General features: G+C 71.6%; 16 protein-coding genes. 3 read left to right on the top strand and 13 right to left on the bottom strand.

The window, feature by feature from the left end:
• Positions 1 to 45: 45 nt before the first annotated feature.
• The 6 genes from LCN96_RS10335 to LCN96_RS10310 are packed head-to-tail and all read right to left on the bottom strand — an operon-like array spanning position 46 to position 5,681.
• Positions 46 to 1,242 (bottom strand): ABC transporter permease, encoded by a 1,197-nt coding sequence (locus tag LCN96_RS10335; RefSeq protein WP_225272370.1) that lies wholly within the window; start codon positions 1,240 to 1,242, stop codon positions 46 to 48.
• A complete protein-coding gene (locus LCN96_RS10330; protein WP_225275952.1) occupies positions 1,239 to 1,886 on the bottom strand; it encodes an ABC transporter ATP-binding protein in 648 nt (215 codons plus the stop codon). Before LCN96_RS10330 ends, LCN96_RS10335 begins: the two co-directional genes overlap by 4 nt.
• Positions 1,886 to 3,052 (bottom strand): peptidoglycan-binding domain-containing protein, encoded by a 1,167-nt coding sequence (locus tag LCN96_RS10325; RefSeq protein WP_225272369.1) that lies wholly within the window; start codon positions 3,050 to 3,052, stop codon positions 1,886 to 1,888. Before LCN96_RS10325 ends, LCN96_RS10330 begins: the two co-directional genes overlap by 1 nt.
• Positions 3,049 to 3,588 carry a hypothetical protein gene (locus tag LCN96_RS10320; protein ID WP_225272368.1) on the bottom strand — a complete coding sequence of 180 codons (540 nt, stop codon included), beginning with the start codon at positions 3,586 to 3,588 and terminating at the stop codon, positions 3,049 to 3,051. Before LCN96_RS10320 ends, LCN96_RS10325 begins: the two co-directional genes overlap by 4 nt.
• 24 nt (positions 3,589 to 3,612) lie before the next feature.
• Entirely contained in the window at positions 3,613 to 5,007 is a 1,395-nt protein-coding gene (locus LCN96_RS10315; RefSeq protein WP_225272367.1) for a sensor histidine kinase, read from the bottom strand.
• Entirely contained in the window at positions 5,004 to 5,681 is a 678-nt protein-coding gene (locus tag LCN96_RS10310) for a response regulator transcription factor (RefSeq protein ID WP_225272366.1), read from the bottom strand. Before LCN96_RS10310 ends, LCN96_RS10315 begins: the two co-directional genes overlap by 4 nt.
• A 334-nt stretch (positions 5,682 to 6,015) precedes the next feature.
• On the opposite strand from LCN96_RS10310, the gene erm reads away from it, so the two are divergent.
• Positions 6,016 to 6,762, top strand: a complete 747-nt coding sequence (gene erm / locus LCN96_RS10305) for an ErmE/ErmH/ErmO/ErmR family 23S rRNA (adenine(2058)-N(6))-methyltransferase (protein ID WP_225272365.1) — start codon at positions 6,016 to 6,018, stop codon at positions 6,760 to 6,762.
• Here erm and LCN96_RS10300 read toward each other — a convergent pair.
• Positions 6,734 to 8,125 carry a hypothetical protein gene (locus LCN96_RS10300; protein ID WP_225272364.1) on the bottom strand — a complete coding sequence of 464 codons (1,392 nt, stop codon included), beginning with the start codon at positions 8,123 to 8,125 and terminating at the stop codon, positions 6,734 to 6,736. The two genes, erm and LCN96_RS10300, sit on opposite strands and share 29 nt — an antisense overlap.
• Before the next feature lie 117 nt (positions 8,126 to 8,242).
• Here LCN96_RS10300 and LCN96_RS10295 point away from each other — a divergent pair, with 117 nt between their 5' ends.
• The gene (locus LCN96_RS10295) at positions 8,243 to 9,814 is read left to right on the top strand and encodes a molybdopterin-dependent oxidoreductase (RefSeq protein WP_225272363.1); all 1,572 of its coding nucleotides are present in this window, start codon (positions 8,243 to 8,245) and stop codon (positions 9,812 to 9,814) included.
• Here LCN96_RS10295 and LCN96_RS10290 read toward each other — a convergent pair.
• From LCN96_RS10290 to LCN96_RS10265, 6 genes are all read right to left on the bottom strand, one after another.
• Positions 9,807 to 11,609, bottom strand: coding sequence for a chitinase (locus LCN96_RS10290; protein WP_225272362.1), 1,803 nt, complete (start codon positions 11,607 to 11,609; stop codon positions 9,807 to 9,809). The two genes, LCN96_RS10295 and LCN96_RS10290, sit on opposite strands and share 8 nt — an antisense overlap.
• Entirely contained in the window at positions 11,606 to 13,240 is a 1,635-nt protein-coding gene (locus LCN96_RS10285; protein ID WP_225272361.1) for a carbohydrate binding domain-containing protein, read from the bottom strand. The genes LCN96_RS10290 and LCN96_RS10285 overlap by 4 nt, the downstream gene beginning before the upstream one ends.
• A 56-nt stretch (positions 13,241 to 13,296) precedes the next feature.
• On the bottom strand, positions 13,297 to 14,739 hold the full coding sequence (locus LCN96_RS56490) for a carbohydrate-binding protein (RefSeq protein WP_263657464.1): 1,443 nt from the start codon (positions 14,737 to 14,739) through the stop codon (positions 13,297 to 13,299).
• Positions 14,736 to 16,301, bottom strand: a complete 1,566-nt coding sequence (locus tag LCN96_RS10275; RefSeq protein WP_225272360.1) for a chitinase — start codon at positions 16,299 to 16,301, stop codon at positions 14,736 to 14,738. The genes LCN96_RS56490 and LCN96_RS10275 overlap by 4 nt, the downstream gene beginning before the upstream one ends.
• Before the next feature lie 281 nt (positions 16,302 to 16,582).
• Positions 16,583 to 18,409, bottom strand: coding sequence for a M14 family zinc carboxypeptidase (locus LCN96_RS10270; RefSeq protein ID WP_225272359.1), 1,827 nt, complete (start codon positions 18,407 to 18,409; stop codon positions 16,583 to 16,585).
• Positions 18,410 to 18,481: 72 nt separating this feature from the next.
• Positions 18,482 to 19,174 carry a nitroreductase family protein gene (locus LCN96_RS10265; RefSeq protein WP_225272358.1) on the bottom strand — a complete coding sequence of 231 codons (693 nt, stop codon included), beginning with the start codon at positions 19,172 to 19,174 and terminating at the stop codon, positions 18,482 to 18,484.
• Positions 19,175 to 19,268: 94 nt separating this feature from the next.
• Between LCN96_RS10265 and LCN96_RS10260 the strand changes: the two genes are divergently transcribed.
• The gene (locus LCN96_RS10260) at positions 19,269 to 19,739 is read left to right on the top strand and encodes an Lrp/AsnC family transcriptional regulator (protein WP_225272357.1); all 471 of its coding nucleotides are present in this window, start codon (positions 19,269 to 19,271) and stop codon (positions 19,737 to 19,739) included.
• The last annotated feature ends 36 nt before the right edge of the window (positions 19,740 to 19,775 follow it).

Here is a 19,775-nt window from a genome sequence, read left to right as displayed (position 1 = left end):
CGACCCTCCCGGCAGGTTCAGGTCGCACGGGCATCCCGTCACCGGTCACTGCGTGGCCAGGGCCTCCGTGGGGGACATCCGGGCCGCCCGCACCGCCGGGTAGAAGCCGGCGACGCCGCCGATGGCGAGCGTGGCCAGCACCCCGCCGGCCATCGCCCAGACCGGCACGATCGCCGGCCACCCCTGCAGGCCCGCGTACGCGGCCGTGACGCCGATGCCGAGCAGCACCCCGCCGACGCCGCCGATGGCCGACAGCAGCAGCGACTCGGCGAGGAACTGGACGCGGATCTGCCCGCGGGTGGCCCCCAGGGAGCGGCGCAGGCCGATCTCCGCGCGACGCTCCAGGACCGAGATCACCATCGTGTTGGCCACGCCCACGCCGCCGACGAGCAGCGCGACACCGCCGAGACCCAGCAGCAGCGCGTTCAGGGTGGCGTCGGTGGCCTGCTTGGCGGCCAGCGCGTCGGAGGGGCGGGAGACCTCGACCTCGTTGGGCTGCTCGGGGTTGGCGGTGGCGCCGAGCACGCCGCGCACCTCGACGACGTACGCCTCCTGGGCTCTGGCGTAGATGGTGGTGGCGTAGCCGTCGAAGCCGAGCCGCTCCTCCGCGACCGGCCAGCCGACCAGGGCGGCCGTGTCGAGCTCGGGCGCCAGGGGGGCGGGGGCGAGCACGCCGACGACGGTGAACCACTGCCCGCCGAGCCAGACCCGCTGGTCGGGGCCCGCGTGGACGACGCCGAGCCGGTCGGCGGCCTTGGCGCCGAGCACGGTGGCCGGGTAGCGGTGGGTGGCCGCGTTCAGCCAGGTGCCGGTGGCGACGGCGGCGCCGGCGTCCTCGATCAGGTCGAGGCGGGCGGCGGTGACGGAGATGCTGCCGCTCTCCCCCTCGGGGACGTGGTCGTTGCGGTAGACCCTGGCCTGCGTGGTGCCGGTCGCGGTGACGGCGGTGACGGGGGCGATCTGGCCGATCATGCCCTCGGCCTCGGCGGGCAGGTGGGAGGACTCGCCGAACAGGGTCTTGCCGGGCGAGACGGTGAGCAGGTTCGTGCCGAGCGCGGCGAGCTGCCGGTTGAGGTCCTCCTGGCTGGAGGCGGAGATGCCGACGACGCCGAGCATGGCGGCGATGCCGATGGCGATGCCCAGCGCCGACAGGAACACGCGCAGCGGCCTGGCGCGCAGGCCGGCCCCGCCGACCCTGACGACGTCGCGGGGGCGCAGGCGGGCGGGGACGAGGGCGGTCATCGCACCATCCCGTCGAGCATCTCCACCTGGCGGGGCAGCGACGCGGCGATGTCGCGGTCATGGGTGATGACGACCACGGTGGTGCCGGCCGCGTTCAGCTCGCGCAGCAGCGCCATCACGCCGGCTCCCGAGCGGGAGTCGAGGTTGCCGGTGGGCTCGTCGGCCAGCAGCAGGCGCGGGCCGCCGACCACGGCGCGGGCGATGGCGACGCGCTGCCGCTCGCCGCCGGACAGCTCGTGCGGGCGGTGGCCGGCCCGGTGCCCGAGGCCGACGCGTTCGAGCGCCTCGTACGCCCGCAGCCGCCGCTCACGCAGCGGCGGGCCCGCGTACAGCAGGCCGTCGGCCACGTTGTCCAGCGCGGGCACGCCGGCGGCCAGGTGGAACTGCTGGAAGACGAAGCCGATGACGGTCGCGCGCAGCGCGGACAGCTGCCTGTCGGTGAGCGCGAGCACGTCGTGCCCGGCGATGCGGACGATCCCGGCGGACGGGCGGTCGAGGGTGCCGAGCATGTTGAGCATCGTGGACTTGCCCGAGCCGGACGGGCCGACGATGCCGACGAGCTCGCCGTGACCGATGCCCAGCCGGACCCCGCGCAGCGCGGCGACGTCGCCGTAGTGCTTGCTGACGTCGCGCAGCTCGGCGATCACCGGGGCACCGCCACGGTGGCGCCCTCGGGCAGGCCTTCGACCTCGACCTTGCCGTCGGCGAACAGGCCCACCTCGACCGCGGCGTAGCGGGTGGCCGTGCCCTGCACGACCTGCACGCCGTAACCGCCCTCGGCCAGGGCGAGCAGCGCGCCGACGGGAACGGCCAGCACGTTCTCGCGCCGCTCGGAGACGATGGTGACGTCCACGGGGGCGGCGTCGTACGGCTGCTTGAGCCCGCTCACCGACACCTTCACCTCGACGGTGGTGGCGGTGTCGTTGCCGCTGGTGGTCTCGGTGGCGACCTTGCCCACGCCGGTGACCTCGCCGTTGACGGTGGCGCCGTCGGGCAGCTCGACGGTGGCCCGCATGCCGCGCTCGACGAGGTGCTCGTCGGCGACGTCGAGGGCGACGCGCACCTCGCGGGTGGTGCCGGTGGCGTCGAGGACGGGGCCGCTCGCGGTGTCGCCGAGTGCCTTGCGCAGCTCGGCGACACGGATGCGGCCGTCGGCCACGACGACGTCGCCCGGCTGTACGGTGCCGGTGACGTCGAGGCCGAGGTCGTCCTGCCAGTCCTCGACCGCCTCCCTGGTGGCCCAGGTGAAGGTGCCGTCCACGTCGAAGCCGTCGTAGCCGAGTTCGTCGAGGTTGCGTTCGAGCAGTTCGACGTCCTTGCCCTCGACACCGTCGCGCAGCTCGCGGTACAGGGGCATGGTGCCGTACAGCAGGGGGCGGCGGTCGGCGTCCACGCTGTAGACGGCGTGGCCGCGGGTGATGGTGGAACCCTCCGCGGGCAGCCAGGTGATCGTGCCCTGCGACTTGGCGCTGACCGTGACGGTGTCGCCGTAGCCGAGGGTGCCGTCCACGGTCTTGGTCGCGGTGAGCGTCGTGCGGGTCACCTGGGCGGTGGCGGGCGGGGTGCGGCCCGTCACGGCCGTACCGGCGCTGCCGCCGCCGAAGCCCACGGCGGCGGCCCCGACGGCGGCGGCGAGCAACGCGGCGCCGCCGGTCCAGGCCAGGGCCCGCAGAGGGCCGCGCCGGCGCGGCGGCAGGGCACGCAGGGCCGTCTCAGAGGCCGGCGCGGGGGTCTGCCCGGAGGCTTGCGCGGAGGCCGGCGAAGGGGCCGGCGAAGGGGCCGGCGAGGGGGCCTGCCCGACGTCGGTCACTTGGTCGCTCCCATCGCGGGGAAGCTGCCGCGGCAGGCCTCGAACGCCTTCTGGAACGCCGGGTCGTCGCGCTTGATGGCGCCCGCGCCGCCCCCGAAGGTGCCGTCGGGGCTGGGGTCGGGCATGTCCACGCCGTTCTCACGCATGCACCGGGCGAACTCGCGGAGCTGCTCGACGTCCTGCGGCGAGGCCGCCTTGCGGTCCTTGAACGGGGCGAGGTGACGGCACGCCTGGATGGCCTGCTTGGTCTTGCCGTCGGCCTTGCCGGTGATCAGGGAGAGCCCGCCGCTGCCGTCGGGCGCCGGGTCCTCCATGGGCACGCCGTGCTCGCGCATGCACTGGGCGAACTTCCTGCCCTGCTCCTGGGGATCGATGGAGGCACTGGGGCTGGGGGCGGAGGTGGCGCCAGAGGTGGCGCCAGAGGTGGCGCCAGAGGTGGCGGCGGTCACCGAGGCGACGCCGGTGCCGCTCTGCTGGGTGCCGCAGCCCGCCGCCAGGACGGCGAGGACGGCTGCGGCCAGGAGTGTCCTTGTCATGACTCCGAATGTGCCGAGCGCCGTTCAGAGCGGGCTCGGAGTCACCTCGGAGCCAGGTAGGAGTACGCGGAACGTGGTGCCCTCGCCGGGCGCGGTGTCCAGCTCGACGCGACCGCCGTGGGCGCGCACGATGGCGGCGACGATGGCCAGGCCGAGCCCGGCGCCGCCGTCGGCCCTGGAGCGGCCGGGGCCGACCCGGTAGAGGCGGTCGAACAGGTGCGGCACGTGCTCGGCCGGGATGCCCGGCCCGGTGTCGGAGATCTCCAGCACGCCCTGCCGCCCCGCGCTGCCGACCTTGACCGTGATGGACGCCTCGGGCGGGGTGTGGCAGAGCGCGTTGCCGACGAGGTTGGCGGCGACCTGGCGCAGGCGGGCCTCGTCGCCCACGACGGAGACGGGGGTGAGCCTGCCGTCCAGCCCGGCCAGCCTGACCTGCCGGTCCGGCACGCGTACGCGGGCGTCGCGGATGGTGTCGGCGGCCACTTCGAGCAGGTCCACGGGGCGGCGGTCGAGCGGGCGTTCCTCGTCGAGCTGGGCGAGCGTGAGCAGGTCGTTGACCAGCACGCCCATCCTGGCGGCCTCGTCCTCGATCCGGCGCATGGCCTCGTCGGCGTCGCCGCCGCCCCTGCGGTGCAGCTCGGCGAAGCCGCGCACGGAGGTGAGCGGGGTGCGCAGCTCGTGGGAGGCGTCGGCGAGGAAGCGGCGCATACGGGCCTCGGAGTCGGTCCTGGCGGCGATCTCGGATTGCAGCCGGTCGAGCATCACGTTCATGGCGATGGCCAGGCGGCCCGGCTCGGTGTGGGGGTCCTCGGCGTGGACCCGGCGGGCGAAGTCACCTCTGGCGATGTGCCCGGCCGTGGACTCCATCCGGGTCAGCGGGCGCAGGCCGAGGCGTACCACGGTGCTGGCGGCCAGCCCGAGCAGGAGCAGCACGGAGAGGCTGACGGCGACGGCGATGGCGGCGGCCGCGGTCTGCGTCTGCTCCAGCTCGGCCAGCGACTGGGCGAAGACCATGGTGCCGCCGTCGGGCATCCGCACGGCGCGGACCCGCCACGACGGGCCGGTGGTGCCGGGGACGGTGCGGTTGACGTCGACCTCGATGTCGCCGACGACGGGGCGGGGGCCGGAGTCGGCGCTGCCGGAGGAGCGGAGGGTGCCGTCGGGGCCGAAGATCATGACCGCGGGGAGGGCGGCCAGGCGCTTGCGCAGCACCTCGTTCCACCCGGTCGGCAGCTGGGTGAGCGACTGGATGGCCTTGACGCTGGAGACGCGGGTGAGCTGCTGGAGCTGGCCGTCCACGCGGTCCATCAGATGGTCGCGCAGCAGGGCGATGCCGATGACGTTGGACAGCACGAGGCCGAGCGCGGCGAGCCCGAGCACGGCCATCACGAGGCGGGCGCGCAGGCTCCAGGCTCTCATCGGGGGGTCCTCAGGGTGTAGCCGACACCGCGCACGGTGTGGATGAGCTGCGGCTCGAACGTGTCGATCTTCTTGCGCAGGTAGTAGACGTAGGACTCGACGATGCTGGAGTCGCCGTCGAAGTCGTAGCGCCAGACGTTGTCGAGGATCTGCGCCTTGCTGACCACCCGGCCGGCGTTGGTGAGCAGGTATTCGAGCAGGTTGAACTCGGTGGGCGACAGGTCGACCGGCACGCCTGCCCTGCGTACCTCGTGGGCCTGCGGGTCCAGCTCCAGGTCGGCGTAGCGCAGCACGTCCGGCTCGGGGGCGGCGCGGCTGCGGCGCAGGATGGCGCGGATGCGCAGCACGACCTCCTCCAGGCTGAACGGCTTGGCCACGTAGTCGTCGGCGCCCAGCGTGAGCCCCTGCACGCGGTCCTCGACGCCGTCGCGGGCGGTCAGGAACAGCACGGGGACGCTCTCGCCGAGCCGTCTGGCAACCTCGAACCCGTCGAAGTCCTCCAGCATCACGTCGAGCACCACGAGGTCGGGCCGGAACTCCCTGGCGGCCGTCACCGCCTCCGCACCCGTCTCCGCCGTCCTGACCTCGAACGAGACCAGGCGCAACGTCTGGGAGAGCAGGGCGCGGATGTTCGGCTCGTCGTCCACGACGAGCACCCTGGCCGGTCGGTCCATGCTCCAAGGTTTACCCGAGCCACTTCAAAGCGGGCTCAAAGCGTTTATTCGGTTGCCCGGCCGCGAACCGGCCGCCTACCGTGGCGGGCATGTCATGCATGTTCACCTGCCAGGTTTTCATTCGCATCCGCCGCGGCCGGGCTCTGGCCCGCTAGCGGACGCGGTGACTGCACAGACCTGAGCCGAGCGTCCGCAGGCGCGCCCAGGGCCCTTCGAGACCCGTTTCATCTCGAGGACCCGGAAGGGCAGTGCTGTGGCGCAGAATTTCGCGCACGGAAACTATTCACACACCCAGAAGAAGGCCAGGAAAGGCGGCGGTGGCGGTCGCACGCCCGTGGATCGGGCGCGGCGTGAGCTGTCGCAGAACTTCCTGGTCGACAGGCATGCCGTCGAGCTGATGATCAAGGCGGCCGCGCCCGAGGGGCTCGTGCTGGAGCCCGGGCCCGGCGAGGGGGCGCTCACCCTGGCGCTGGCCGAGGCGGGCGCGCGGGTGATCGGCTACGAGCTCGATCCCCGGCTGGCCGGGCGGCTGGCCTCCCGTACGCGCGGCGACTCCCGCATCGACGTGGTCAGGGGCGACTTCACGGCGGCGCGGGCACCGCGCGAGCCGTTCGCGGTCGTGGGGAACATCCCCTACTCCGTCACGTCGAAGATCGTGGACTGGTGCCTGCGGGCGCCGGCCCTGACCTCGGCGACGCTGCTCACGCAGCGGGAGTACGCCCGCAAGCGCACCGGCGACTACGGCCGGTGGAGCCTGGTCACGGTGGAGTCGTGGCCGTGGTTCGACTGGCGGCTGGGCGACCCGATCGGCAGGGAGAGCTTCCGTCCCGTGCCGTCCGTCGACTCGGCGATCGTGCGCCTGGAGCGCAGGCCCGAGCCGCTGGTGTTCGGCCGCCGCTCCTACCAGGAGCTGGTGGAGCTGGGCTTCGGCGGCGTGGGCGGCTCGGTGCGCGCCTCGCTGAAGGCCCGCTACGACGGCGTGGACGCCGCGCTGGCGGCTGCCGGGGTGGCGCGCGACGCCGTCGTGGGCCACGTCCACCCCGACCAGTGGGTCACCTTGTGGGGGCGCCTATGCCGGTGACCTGAGGGGAGAGCGACGTCTGCAGTGCCGGGACCGCCGCGACGCGGCGGCCCCACGGCATGGCCAGCGCGAGGATCGGCAGCAGCACGATCGAGGCCCGCGACCAGTAGGAGTGCTGCAGCCACCAGCCGTTGACGTCGAACTGCGTCATGACGAGGTAGCCGTAGCCGGACCACAGCGAGACGCCGATGATGGCCGGCCAGGCGAACCGGGTGGGCCTGGCCACCAGGAACGGCATGAACCACAGGAGGTACTGGGCGCCGAGCCGGGGCGTGACGACCATGAAGACGAGCAGGATGGCCGTCGTCATGTCGATCGGGTCGGCCCGGCGCCACCACAGGACGACCAGGACGACGCAGACGTAGATGAGGTTGGTGCCGAACGAGGCCAGCTCGGGCCGCAGATCCCAGCTGCCCCCGGTGAACCACGGGGTCCAGCCCCACTCGCCCACGATGGGCCGGATGTCGCGGATGGTGTCGATGACCGCCGGGAGCTGGTTGATCGACGTGCCCGCGAAGATCGGCAGCGTCACGAAGAAGAAGATCGGCACCGCGCCGGTGGTGAACAGGGCGGCGATGCGCGCGCGCAGGTTCGGCAGGAGCAGCAGGAAGCCGGGGATCAGCCAGATCGGCCAGCTCTTCGCGCACAGCGCCAGGCCCATCAGCACGCCGGCCAGCAGGCCGCGCTTGAGGTCGGCGCGGTCGTCGGGGCCGGGCAGCAGGGCCCGGTGCAGCATGCCGCCCCGGCCGATCACGCGCGGGACGGAGGCCCGCACGCCGTACGCGGCCACCCCCGCGCGGACCCTGCCCACCACGTCGGTGACCAGGCCCGGCCTGTCGGGGTCACCGGGACCCCTGGCGACCACGAACGCGGCCACGCCGAACACCAGCGCGACGGGCTCCACCTGGCCATGGACGGAGGCGATGAGCACGGCGAGCGGGTTGAGCGCGTACTGCAGCGCGCACAGCGACGCCTTGGGGCCACCGGCCAGCTTGGCGACCAGCGGGATCAGCACGATGTCGGCGACCACGGTGACCAGGCGCCCGGCGTACTCCCACGGGATGCCCAGCCACAGCAGGATGCCGTACACGTACGGGATGGTCGGCAGGAAGTGCCAGCCGCCCTCGCTGGCCAGCACCGGGTCCTCGCCCCGCAGCACGGCCTCGCCCGCCGGCTTGAAGCTCTCGACGAAGTCGACGGGCTGCCAGCTGTCGATGGCGGAGGTGTACATGATGAGCACGCGGACGGCGACGCCCACGAGGATGGCGACGGCGAGAGGCGGACGCCAATCACGCCATTGAGCGACAAGGGCGAGCACGACACCGGCGACGAGGACGATCCCCGTGAGAACTGCGTAATCCATGGCGGCCTCTAGCCTGCCGTAACCAGAGGACTACTGCCACCAGGGCTTCCAATTCTTATCCCCGACATGCCGACACGTATCCCGATACGACATCACCGTCTGTGTTGAACTTTTTCCATGGGGGGATCGCAGGTCAACCAGGCACTGGTCAGGCTCTACTTCGAGGTGAGAGATGGGTTGCGCGACCCGGTCGCGGCCTGGGCGAAACTCACAGGGAACTCACAGCTCTACCAGCGAGCCCGTGGTGAACGGCGGGTACCGCTGGACGAGGCGACGGCCGCGGAGCTGACGGCGGCGGCGATGGCGTACACGGCGGCCTGCCACGGGGCCGAGCAGGTGGCGGCGCTGGCCACCTCGCCGCTGGCGCGGGTGGTCGGCGGGCTCGGCGGCGCGGTGCTGACCGAGCAGCCGTGCGCGCCCGAGCAGGTGCTGGGGCCGCGCTTCGCCGGTCCGGGGGCCGACGACTGGGCGCGGGCGGCGCATGTGCTGCTGTGGGGGGAGAACAACCGGCTGGTGCGGTCGGCGGACACGCCGTGGGTGATCGCCGGGCGGTACAAGGGGCAGAAGGTGGTGGCGATCGGCACGCACCCGACGCGGCTGTCCGACGAGACGCTCGTGGTGCGGCCGGGCACGGACGGGGCGCTGGCCATGGCGATGGGGCACGTGCTGCTCAAGGAGTTCTTCCTGGACCGCACGCCGTTCGCCGAGCACGCCATGGCGCGCACGGACCTGCCGTTCCTGGTGCGGCTGCGGGAGCGGGAGTCGGGGTACGTGCCGGGCGGGCTGACGGGCGGGGCGTACGGGCGGCTCAGCCTGTACGGCGAGGAGAGCGTGGAGGTGCTGCTGCCGCGCTTCGACGACGGGCCGGGGGTGCTGCGGCGCGGCGTGCCGGTGCTGCGCGACGGCGGCGAGCTGGTGACGACGGTGTTCGATCTGGTCCTGGCCTGCTACGGGGTGGCGCGGCCCGGGCTGCCGGGCGTCTGGCCGGGCGGGTACGACGACCGGGCGCAGCCGTACACGCCCGCCTGGCAGGAGGCGTACACGGGGGTGGCCGCGTCGCGGGCGCTGAAGACGGCGCGCGAGCTGGGGGTGACGGCGGAGAAGACCGGCGGCCGGTGCGTGATCGTGCCGGGCCGGCTGGAGACGCCGCACGCCGACACCGCCTACCGGGCGATGCTCGCGCTGCTGGTGCTGACCGGGTGCGGCGGCGGGTGGGCGCAGGCGGGGCAGGAGGGGATCCCGCTGGTGCCGTACCTGTGCCTGCACGCGTGCGGCGAGGACCGCTCCGACGTGGGCGCGCTGAGCTGGGCGCTGGCGGAGGGCCTGTTCGCGCGCAGGTCGGCGCGGTCGGTGCTGCTGGAGGCGGTGGCCGACGGCTGGCCGATGGCGCCGCCGCCCCGGGTGCTGGCGCTGCCGCGGCCGATCTACCCGCTGCCGCCTGCCGTGGACCTGCTGATCGGGCCGGACGAGCACTGCGACCTGTCGCCGCCCGACGCGGACCTGGTGGCCGAGGCCCTGACCAAGCTGGCCGGCGGCATGCCGCTGACCGAGCCGGGCGGCCCGGCCGAGGCCGGGCGGATGCGGATGCTGGTGGATCACGCCTGGATGCACGAGTACGGCGAGGCGCTGCCCACCTACCGCCCGCCCGGCCTCGGTCTGCCGGTCAAGCCGACGCAGCTGGTCAGGTGAGCCCGTCCAGGTACGCCCGATGGCTGCGGGAGAACTCGTGCCCGTTGTACCGGTCCCAGTTGATCGACCAGGTCATCAGCCCGCGCAGGCCCGGGTAGACCCCGCGCGGCCGGTACGGCCCGCAGTTGCTGCCCTTGGCCAGGCAGTCGAACGCCTTCTGCACCTCCGCGACGCCGGTGAAGCCGTTGCCCGCGTTGACCGAGGCGGGCAGCCCGATGGCCACCTGGTCCTGGCGCAGCGGCGGGAACACGTTGGCCGGGTTGCCCATGATCGGGAAGCCGGCCAGCAGCATGTCGGTCATGGCCACGTGGAAGTCGTGCCCGCCCATCGTGTGGTACTGGTCGTCCAGGCCCCTGATCGGGCCCGAGTTGTAGTCCTGCACGTGCAGCAGGGTCAGGGCGTCGCGCATGGCGTGGATGACGGGCAGGTAGGAGGCGCTTCTGCTGTCGGCCGCGCCGTTCGGGCCGGGGCCGTAGAACTGGTAGCCGAGCTGGACGAAGAACGTCTCCGGGGCCATGGTCAGCACGAACTTCGCGCCGTAGCGGCTCTTGAGCGTCCTCAGCGCGGAGATGAGGTTGACGATGACCGGGGTGGTGGGGGCGGCGAGGTTCGTGTCGCCGGGGTTGAGGTAGAGGGAGTGGCCCTCGAAGTCGATGTCGAGGCCGTCGAGGCCGTACCTGTCGATGATCGCGGAGACCGACTCGACGAACTTGTCGCGGGCCGCCGTCGTGGTGAGCTGGACCTGGCCGTTCTGGCCGCCGATCGAGATCAGCACCTTCTTGCCGGCGGCCTGCTTGGCCTTGATGGCGGCGAGGAAGTCGGCCTCGGGCTCGACGTTCGGGCACTCGGCGGCCGGGCACTGGCGGAACCTGATGTCGCCCGAGGTGACGGTGGTGGGCTCGCCGAAGGCGAGGTTGATGACGTCCCATTCATTCGGTACGTCGCTCATCCTGATGTATCCGGACCCGTTGGCGAACGAGGCGTGCAGGTAACCGACCAGGACCCGCTTCGGCAACTCGCCGCCGGGGCCGCCACCGCCGCTGGCCGTGGTGCCGGTGACGGGGTTGGAGTAGGCGGAGCAGTTGCCGGCCGCGTCACAGGCCCTGACCCGGAAGGCGTAGGACGTCTGGGCGGTGAGGCCGCCGGCTGTGTGGCTGGTTCCGGAGACCGCCGTCGGCGTGCCGTTGTCCCTGGACACTTCGTAGCGGGTCACTCCGACGTTGTCGGTGGAGGCCGACCAGCTCACGGTCAGGCTGGACGCCGTCGCGCCGCCGACGGCCACGTTGCCGGGCACGGTCGGGGCCTGCGTGTCCGGGGTGCCGCCGGGGCCGTCGAGCACCACGTCGTCGGCGTGGTAGGCGCCCTGGCCGTACCAGCCGTTGACGTGGATCGACACCGACGTGGTGGAGGCGCCCGTGGTGAAGGACGTCCTGAGCTGGGCCCAGGCCGCGCCAGGCGAGGCCCAGGTGCTCGCGTTCACGCCGGTGCCGGTCGCGCCGAGGAAGACGTAGCCGCCCTGGACCCAGGCGGAGAGCTGGTAGGCGGTGTTCGGCTGGACGGTCACGGTCTGCTGGCACCTGGCGGTGTCGCTGCCGGCCGGGGTGGCCCGCAGGGCCTTGGTGCCGCCGTGGACGGGTGCCGAGACGGTCTGCGCGGCGGCGGACGCTGAGCACGTCCAGCCGGTCAGGCCGTCCTCGAAACCCGGATTTATCGCGATATTGGCGGCGTGGGCGGGGGCGGCGGTCAGCCCGAGGGCCAGCACCACCCCCGACACGACGCCGATCAGGCTCCTCATCCGGTGAACCCCTTGAAGATGTTCGTGAACTCGTAGCTCGACTGCGCGATCCCGCTGCACGTCGGCGACACCCTGCCGTCGGGGCAGCCGCCGTTGTCGCGGGCCGCGGACCAGAAGCCGACGAACCCGATGTGGTTGGCGTTGGCCCAGGCCAGCAGCTTGCGCGCGTCGGCCTGCGTGGTGGTCATGCCGGTGTCGTTCTTGCCGATCATGGGGGTGACACCGAGCATGCGCCTGAGCTGCGCGTCGGTCCTGCCCGGCCAGACGCCCTTCATCTGGCCCAGCGTGGCCTGCGCGGCGGCGATCATCGCGTCGCCCCAGTTGCCGGTGTAGCCGAAGTTCATCAGCATCGGGTTGACGACCACCTCCAGCCCCTTGGCCGCCGCGTCCTGGAGGATCTGCAGCGAGAACGGGTCCACGCCGTAGTCCTGGCCCTGCACCCGCAGCGTGTAGCTGACGACGGTGCCGCGCTCGCTCTGGAGCTGCTTGAGCGCGGTGTTGACCTTGTTGACGTCGATGCTGGCCTCGACGTCCACGTCCAGGTGGTTGGTGCCCACCGTGTCCAGCACCTTCTTGTACGCGCCGACGAGCGCGGCGACGCTGCCGCACACGTGCTCCAGGTACGGCCCCAGCGCCCCGCCGCTGGCCACGACCACCTGGCCGCCCTGCGCCTGCAGCGCCTTGACGTCGTTGATGACGCGCGCGTCGCCGATCGGGATCGTGCCGCCCCAGGACGGGTTGCAGCCGGAGCTGTCGCCGAGCGCGAAGGCCAGCGTGTAGTGCTTGACGCCGGTGGCGTTGGCCGCGCTGACCAGGGACGGGGTGGGCATCGTGATGTCGATGTACGGGGCGTACCCGATGTCGCCGGTGGGCGGGGTGGTGTCGTCGGTGGTGCGGCCGGTGACGGGGGTCGAGTAGGCGGAGCAGTTGCCCGCGGCGTCGCAGGCCCTGACGCGGAAGGCGTAGGACGTCTGCGGGGACAGGCCGGTCGCTGTGTGGCTGGTTCCGGAGACCGCCGTCGGCGTGCCGTTGTCCCTGGACACCTCGTAGCGGGTCACTCCGACGTTGTCGGTGGAGGCCGACCAGCTCACGGTCAGGCTGGACGCCGTCGCACCGCCGACGGCCACGTTGCCGGGCACGGTCGGGGCCTGCGTGTCCGGGGTGCCGCCGGGGCCGTCGAGCACCACGTCGTCGGCGTGGTAGGCGCCCTGGCCGTACCAGCCGTTGACGTGGATCGACACCGACGTGGTGGAGGCGCCCGTGGTGAAGGACGTTCTGAGCTGGCTCCACTGACTGCCGGGGGCGCCCCACGTGCTGGTGCTGACGCCTGTGCCCGTGGCGCCCAGGAACACGTAGGCGCCCTGGACCCAGGCCGAGAGCTGGTAGGTGGTGTTCGGACGGACGGTCACCGCCTGCTGGCAGCGGGCCAGGTCGTTGCCCTGCGGGGTCGCCTGGAGCGCACGGGTGCCTCCGTGCACCGGGGACGACACGGCCTGGGCTCCGGAGCAGGTCCAGCCCGTCAGGCCGTCCTCAAAACCCGGATTTATCGCGATATTGGCGGCTGAAGCGGGGGTGGCGTGGAGGGCGAGGAGGGCGGCGGCGAGCAGGACCGCCGGTGCTCGGAGTCTCATGGGTTTCCTCACTGCGGCCCGCCCCCGGGGTTCGCGGGGGCGGGCCGCTCAGCGGGCTAGAAACCCGCGGTGATGCGGGTGAACTCCCAGTCGGACTGCGCGATGCCGCTGCAGTTCGAGGTCACGCCGCCACCGGGACAGGGGCGGTCGCGGTTGACGGCCCAGTACGCGAGCCTGGTCAGGCCCTTGGACCTGGCCCAGTCGCGGATCTGGGTCCAGGTGGCGACCGAGGTCAGCTCCTGCTGGTCGGACAGGCCGTTCATGCCGGAGATGCCCATGTGCGCGTACGCCTGGGCGTCGGTCCAGCCGAAGGCGCTCTTGAGCGCGTTCTTCAGGCCCTCGGAGGCGTTGACGGTGTCCTGGTAGATGTCGGCGCTGCCGAAGTCGAACGGCATGATCGTGTAGTTGTCGATCGGCACGCCGAGCGCCCTGGCCTGGTTGATCAGGCGGATGCCGTGGCTGTTGGGGCCGGTCCTGGTGGTGCCGAAGGTGACGACGACCTTGACGTTCGGGTTGTTCGCCTTGACGATCTTGAGCGCGTTCAGGATGCGGTCCTGGACGGTGTAGTTCTCGAACTCGTCGGTGTTCTCGATGTCGAAGTCCACCACGGCCGGGCCGACGGCGTTGATCACCTGCTGCACCGCGTTCGCGAACGCCTGCGGAGTGGAGCAGTTGGGGCCGAGCTTGTTGCCCTGCCAGCCGCCGAAGGAGATCTGGACGCTGCCGCCCTTCGACTTGATCGTGTTGATCGCCTGCTGGTCGGCGCCGCCGGTCAGCGGCCGGTTGCCGTCCCAGGCCGGGGTGCAGCCGCCGCTGGACAGGATGAACGCCATCGTGAACGACTTCACGCCCGTCGCGTCCATGACCGTGCCGGGGTTGGGCGGGTTGCCCCAGCCCATGTAGAGGTACGGCGCTCCGGCCATCTTCGTCGGGTTCTCCCCGCCACCGCCGCCGGTGGAGGTCGTCGCGGTGACCGAGTTGCTGGTGCCGGACAGGTTGCCCGCCGCGTCCCGGGCGCGGACGGTGTAGGTGTAGGCGGTGCTCGCGGCGCGGCCGGTGTCGGTGTAGGACGTGCCGGTCACCGTCGTGACGAGGGTGCCGCCGCGGTAGACGTTGTAGCCGGTGACGCCCACGTTGTCGGTGGAGGCGTTCCAGGCCAGGGAGACGCTGCTGGAGGTGACGCCGGTCGAGCGGAGGTTGCCCGGCACGGACGGAGCCGTGGTGTCGTTGCCGCCACCGCCGCCCGAGCCCTGCTTCCACAGCGCGGGCACGTTCGGCGGCTCCCAGCCGGGCTGGGAGGTGTGGGCCTGCAGGCACACGTAGTCCACGCCGTTGTAGGTGACGACCGCGCCGGTGGCGTAGGAGGTCCACGGCGCCCAGGCGGCAGCCAGCTGCTGCACCGCCCCGTACGCCGCAGGCGCGGCGGAGGTCAGCCCGGCGCCGGTCAGCGCGAGGACGACGCCGGCCACCAGTGCGGTGAGTTTGCTACGAAATTTCATGGCATTCCCTGGAGGTGGGGCTTGACGGTCTTGGAGAACGACCAGTTGTTGCTCGCGTCCCAGTTGATGGACCAGGTCATCGCGCCCCTGATGTCGGGGTAGGCGCGCGGTGGCACGAAGGTCCCGCAGCTGGTGCGCTTGGCCAGGCAGTCGAGTGCCTGGTTGACGAGGGAGGGCGCGACGACGCCGCCGCCCGCGGCGCCCGGCCCTGCCGGCAGCCCGAGCGCCACCTGGTCGGGGCGCAGGCCGTTCTCGAGCTGGATGCAGGCCAGGGCGGTCATGAAGTTGACCGACCCCTGCGCGTACGCCTGGGCCTGGTCGCAGCCGAGCATGGAGCCGGAGTTGTAGAACTGCGTGTGGACGACCGTGAGGATGTCCTTGATGGACAGGGCGAGCTTGAAGTACTCCATCCCGGTCGACTGCATGTCGATGGTCTGCGGGGCCATCGTGATGATGAGGTCGGCGCCGGCCTTGGCGCGCAGTGACCGGAGTGCCTGGGCCATGTAGGTGGCGTTCAGGCCGTTCTCCAGGTCGATGTCCACGCCGTCGAAGCCGTAGCTCTGCATGAGCGCGTACACCGAGTCGGCGAAGCGCGTGGCCGCGGCGGCGCTGGCGACCTGGACGCGGCCGGCCTCACCGCCGACCGAGAGGATCACCTTCTTGCCGCGCTGGTGCAGGGCGGCGACGTCGGCCTTGAACTGGGCGTCGGTGTAGCCGCCGACGGCGGTGGCCAGGCCGGGGTCGACGGTGAAGACGACCTCGCCGGCGTTGGCGGTGGCCTCGCCGAACGCGATCGCGATGAGGTCGTACTCGTTCGGGACGGCCGAGAGCTTGAGCTCGGCGGCGGGGTTGACGAAGTTGTGCCAGTAGCCGGTGAGGAAGTGCCTGGGCAGCGTGCCGCCGCCGCCCGTGCAGCCGGTGGTGGTGGCGGTGGCGTCCCGGCCGGGTGACTCGCCCTGGGCGTTGTACGCCTTGACCGTGTAGGTGTGGGTCTCGCAGGCGGCGAGCCCGCTGATCGTGGCCGTGGTGGCGGTGGTGGTGGCCTTGACGGTGGTGCCCTCGTAGACGCGGTAACCGGTCACCGTGCCGGTGGCGGCGCCCCAGCTCAGGGTGATCGCGTTGCCGGTGGTGGTGGTGCTGACGGCTCCGGGTGTGCCGGGGACCCCGGGGTTGGAGCCGCCGCCGCAGGAGGCGCCGTTCAGTGTGCAGCCGGTGATGCCGGGGAAGTTGCCGGGGTTGCCGTTGAAGCCGAAGCTCACGCTGGCTCCGGGGGCGAGCGGGGAGGCCCAGCTCGGGTTGGTGAAGGTGTAGTGCTGGCCGCTCCTGGTCAGCACCGCGTCCCAGGCGGAGGGGATGGTGAAGCCGGAGGGTACGTCGAACTGCACGTTCCAGCTCGGCAGGGCGGTGGTGGTGCCGTTGGTGACGGTGACCTTGCCCTCGAAGCCGGAGCCCCAGTCGGACACCTTGACGAAGGTGGCGGTGGCGGAGGCTGCGTGGGCGGGCAGGGCGGGGAGTCCGAGTGCGAGGGTGGCCAGCGCTAAGAGGATCGCGCGTAGTCTCACGGTTCGTTCCTTTGGGGGTGTGCGTGCCGTACGGCTTGCGCCGGGGGGTGAGAGCGCAAGCCGTACGGCACGGCCCGCGGAGGTGAAGACACGGGCCTGGGGGGTGTCGGCGCGAGTAACCTTGCAGCGGTTGTTAGGTTTTGTCCGATTGAAGATTACTTTTAGGAAAGTTTCCTAAGAGTTGTCGCGATCGTAGCTTTGACATCGGGTCCTTACAAGACCCAAACATGACTCCGCCGCACGGGATCGGGATCCCGTGCGGCGGAGTGGTGAGGGCGGGGTTACGGTTGCTGGGTGATCCTGACGTCGTCCACGCCGGCCTCGACCAGGGAGGCCCCTGAGGCGTCGGCGGCGTCCACGAGGATGCGGACGGTCTGGCCCGCGAAGGCGTTCAGGCTGGCCGTGGCGGTGGCCCAGGCGCCGTTGCGGTTGGTGGCCGCGCCCGCCTGGTTGAAGACCGTCGCGGTGGTGCTGCCGACCACGCGCACCCGCAGGTAGTCGGCGCTGGAGGCGTTGGAGCCGTGCGCCAGGTACCACGAGAACGACAGGTTCAGCGCGCCCGTCGCGGGCAGCGTGATCGGCGGCGACTGGATCGAGGTGGTGCCGCCGTCGATGTCGTTGGCGCCCGCCGAGGAGCCCGCCAGGCGGCCGGTGACCAGGTCGTTGGTGCCGCTGACCGTGGTGCCGAGCTGCTTGGCGCCGCTGGAGGTGGTGGCCTCGGGGTCACCGCGCTCCCACTGCCCGAGGGTGGCGGTGTCGGTGGCGGACGGGTTCACCGTCCAGCCCGTGGCCGTCTCGAACGTGTCCTGCCAGACGGTGACCGGCGGGTTGCCGGTGCCGCAGTATTGGGCCTCCTTGCCGATGATGCGGTAGACGCAGTCGGAGTACTCCAGGAAGCGCAGCACCGCCTCCCTGTTGCGGGTCGTCTGCGGCACGATCTGCTCGTCCGGCGGGTAGAAGCCCGGGTTGGAGCCGGTCGGGTACATCTCGAAGGTGAAGCTGAAGATCTTGTAGACGCCCCACATCCAGTCGTCGATGGTGCCGTCGGTGATGTAGAGGTCGCTGGCCTGCTCGGGCGTGTACCCGTTGGTGGCGGCCATGTTCTGGCCGAGGGTGGCGTGCGCGTCCCGGTCGTCCTGGGTCAGGCCGGGGGCGGTGTCGTTGAAGGTGTAGCCGTAGGGCCACAGGATCAGCTCACTGTAGGTGTGCCAGTCGATGTGCGACTTGATCTGCTGCACGCCGCCGACCACGCGGCTGCGCACCCAGTTGGCCGCCGCCCTGACCTCGGGCGCCGACTCCGCGCTGGCGCCCCGGTACGTCTCGCTCGACGTCGTGCCGGAGGAGCCGCCGCAGCAGCCCCAGTTGTAGGCCCAGTTGCGGTTCATGTCGGTGCCGACGGCCGACGAGCCCGAGTTGGGCTGGCGGTTCTTGCGCCAGGAGCGGTAGGTGCCGGTGGCGATGTCGTACTCGCCGCCGTCCGGGTTCATGTCCGGCATGATCCAGATCTCCCTGGTGTTCACCAGGTTGGTGATCCTCGCGTCGCTGCCGTAGTTGTCGGTGAGCAGGTGCATGATGTACAGCGCCATCTCGACCGTGAGGTGCTCGCGGGCGTGCTGGTGGGCGGTGAACAGGACCTCGGTCTCGTTCTCGTCCGTGCCCACGTTGTCGCTGATCTTGATGAGGCGCAGGTTCCTGCCCTCGTACGAGGTGCCGTAGTTCGACTGGCTGATGATGCCCGGATGGGCCGCGACCAGGGCGTTGATCTCCGCGTTCATCTCCGCGTAGTTGTGGTACTGCGAGTCCGCCGGCGGGAAGTCAAAGGCGTCGGCGGACGGGGGTGTCGGGCGCGGCACCTCCGCGACCCGGTAGCCGAGCCGCCTGATGGCGGCGACCTCGGCCTCCGTGGCCGTGACCAGGACTGACTCCGTGGCCACCTCCTCGATCGCGGCCCCGGTGGCCGCGACGGCACTGCGCTGCTGGGCGTTCGCCGGGCCCGACACGCGGTACTGCTTGTTGGGCGGCGGCTCTGCGGTGGCACCCGCGCCGGTCATGCCGGTCAGGCTGATCAGGCTGAGGGCTGCCAGCAGGATGACAAATCGGCGTTTCACCTCGTCCTCCTCAGGCGCTCGGGATGGGGTAGCTGACTCGCGCCTGAACTGAGAGTGATGAGGTTGGATGGCCTAGGAAAGGCCCAAATTTACGGACATGGGGATGAGGGCTTCTTCTAGGGGTTTCCTGACCAGATCCGGCACTTCGGTCCCCTCGGCCGCGTACCCGACGGGGAAGAGGATGTAGGGCCGCTCGTTGGGCGGGCGGCGGCAGATCTCGGTGAGGAAGGCCATCGGCTTCGGCGTGTGGGTGAGCGTGGACAGGCCCATGACATGCAGCGCCGTGATGAACAGGCCGCAGGCGATGCCGACGCTCTCGTTGACGTAGTAGTGCCGGACCTTCTCACCCTCGGGGGTCAGGCCGTACTTCTCGGCGAAGCAGACCACCAGCCAGGGCGCCACCTCCAGGTAGCCCTTGTCCGAGCCGGTCTCGAGCGGCTCCAGCGCCGCCCGCCACTCCTCGGGCAGCCGGCCGCCCTCGTAGTTCTGCCGCTCCTCGATCTCGGCCGCCTCGCGCACGCGCCGCCTGGTCTCCGCGTCGCCGATGACCACGAACTTCCACGGCTGCTGGTGCGCCCCCGACGGCGCGGTGTTGGCCGCCCGCACGGCCAGCTCGACACACCGGTACGGCACCGGCTCCGGGCTGAACTGCCGCACGCTGCGCCGCCGGTCCACCAGCCGGTGGAACTCCTCGCCGCGCCTGACCATCTCCTCGGGCTCGTGACGCTCGGGCTTGTAGGGAACGAACGGGTGCCGGTGCTCCATAAGATCGCAAGTCTCGACCCGGGTGCCGGATCTGACAACAGTGCCCCTTACGTACTGCCGATCTGACAGCCGAACACCTCTTTGGGAGGCGAATATGCCAGCACGCCGCCACGGTCTCGACGATCTCGACCGCGCCCTGCTCCGCCTGGTCGCCGAGCGCCCGCGCAGCGGCCTGCTGGAGATCGCCCGGCTGCTCGGGGTGGCGCGCGGGACCGTACAGGCCCGGCTGGACCGCATGGTCGCCGACGGCGTGATCACCGGTTTCGGCCCCGAGCTCTCCCCCGCCGCGCTCGGCCACCCGGTGCAGGCGTTCACCACGCTGGAGGTCGAGCAGGCGGCCCGCGAGCACATCTCGGCGACCCTGGAGGCCATCCCCGAGCTGCTGGAGGCCTACATCGTGACCGGTCCCGGCGACGTGCTGTGCCGGCTGGCGGGCCGCGACCACGAGCACCTCCAGCAGGTCATCGACCGGATGCTGGCCATCCCCGGGGTGCGGCGCAGCACCACCGTCATCACGCTGTCCACGGTGGTGCCGCACCGCGTGATGCCGCTGACAGCTCTCTGACAGGCCGATGCCAGGGCGGCCCGGCACCGTTCCTGG

Source organism: Nonomuraea gerenzanensis (assembly GCF_020215645.1).
Lineage (GTDB): Bacteria > Actinomycetota > Actinomycetes > Streptosporangiales > Streptosporangiaceae > Nonomuraea > Nonomuraea gerenzanensis.
Note: the sequence above shows the minus strand (reverse complement) of the source record. Positions and strands in the feature narration are given on the sequence as shown.

What these genes read in the sequence shown, in the direction of transcription:
- LCN96_RS10335 (WP_225272370.1), bottom strand. Translation starts at nt 1,242, where the DNA reads ATGACCGCCCTCGTCCCCGCCCGCCTGCGCCCCCGCGACGTCGTCAGG.
- LCN96_RS10320 (WP_225272368.1), bottom strand. Translation starts at nt 3,588, where the DNA reads ATGACAAGGACACTCCTGGCCGCAGCCGTCCTCGCCGTCCTGGCGGCG.
- LCN96_RS10315 (WP_225272367.1), bottom strand. Translation starts at nt 5,007, where the DNA reads ATGAGAGCCTGGAGCCTGCGCGCCCGCCTCGTGATGGCCGTGCTCGGG.
- LCN96_RS10310 (WP_225272366.1), bottom strand. Translation starts at nt 5,681, where the DNA reads ATGGACCGACCGGCCAGGGTGCTCGTCGTGGACGACGAGCCGAACATC.
- LCN96_RS10300 (WP_225272364.1), bottom strand. Translation starts at nt 8,125, where the DNA reads ATGGATTACGCAGTTCTCACGGGGATCGTCCTCGTCGCCGGTGTCGTG.
- LCN96_RS10295 (WP_225272363.1), top strand. Translation starts at nt 8,243, where the DNA reads ATGGGGGGATCGCAGGTCAACCAGGCACTGGTCAGGCTCTACTTCGAG.
- LCN96_RS10290 (WP_225272362.1), bottom strand. Translation starts at nt 11,609, where the DNA reads ATGAGGAGCCTGATCGGCGTCGTGTCGGGGGTGGTGCTGGCCCTCGGG.
- LCN96_RS10285 (WP_225272361.1), bottom strand. Translation starts at nt 13,240, where the DNA reads ATGAGACTCCGAGCACCGGCGGTCCTGCTCGCCGCCGCCCTCCTCGCC.
- LCN96_RS56490 (WP_263657464.1), bottom strand. Translation starts at nt 14,739, where the DNA reads ATGAAATTTCGTAGCAAACTCACCGCACTGGTGGCCGGCGTCGTCCTC.
- LCN96_RS10265 (WP_225272358.1), bottom strand. Translation starts at nt 19,174, where the DNA reads ATGGAGCACCGGCACCCGTTCGTTCCCTACAAGCCCGAGCGTCACGAG.
- LCN96_RS10260 (WP_225272357.1), top strand. Translation starts at nt 19,269, where the DNA reads ATGCCAGCACGCCGCCACGGTCTCGACGATCTCGACCGCGCCCTGCTC.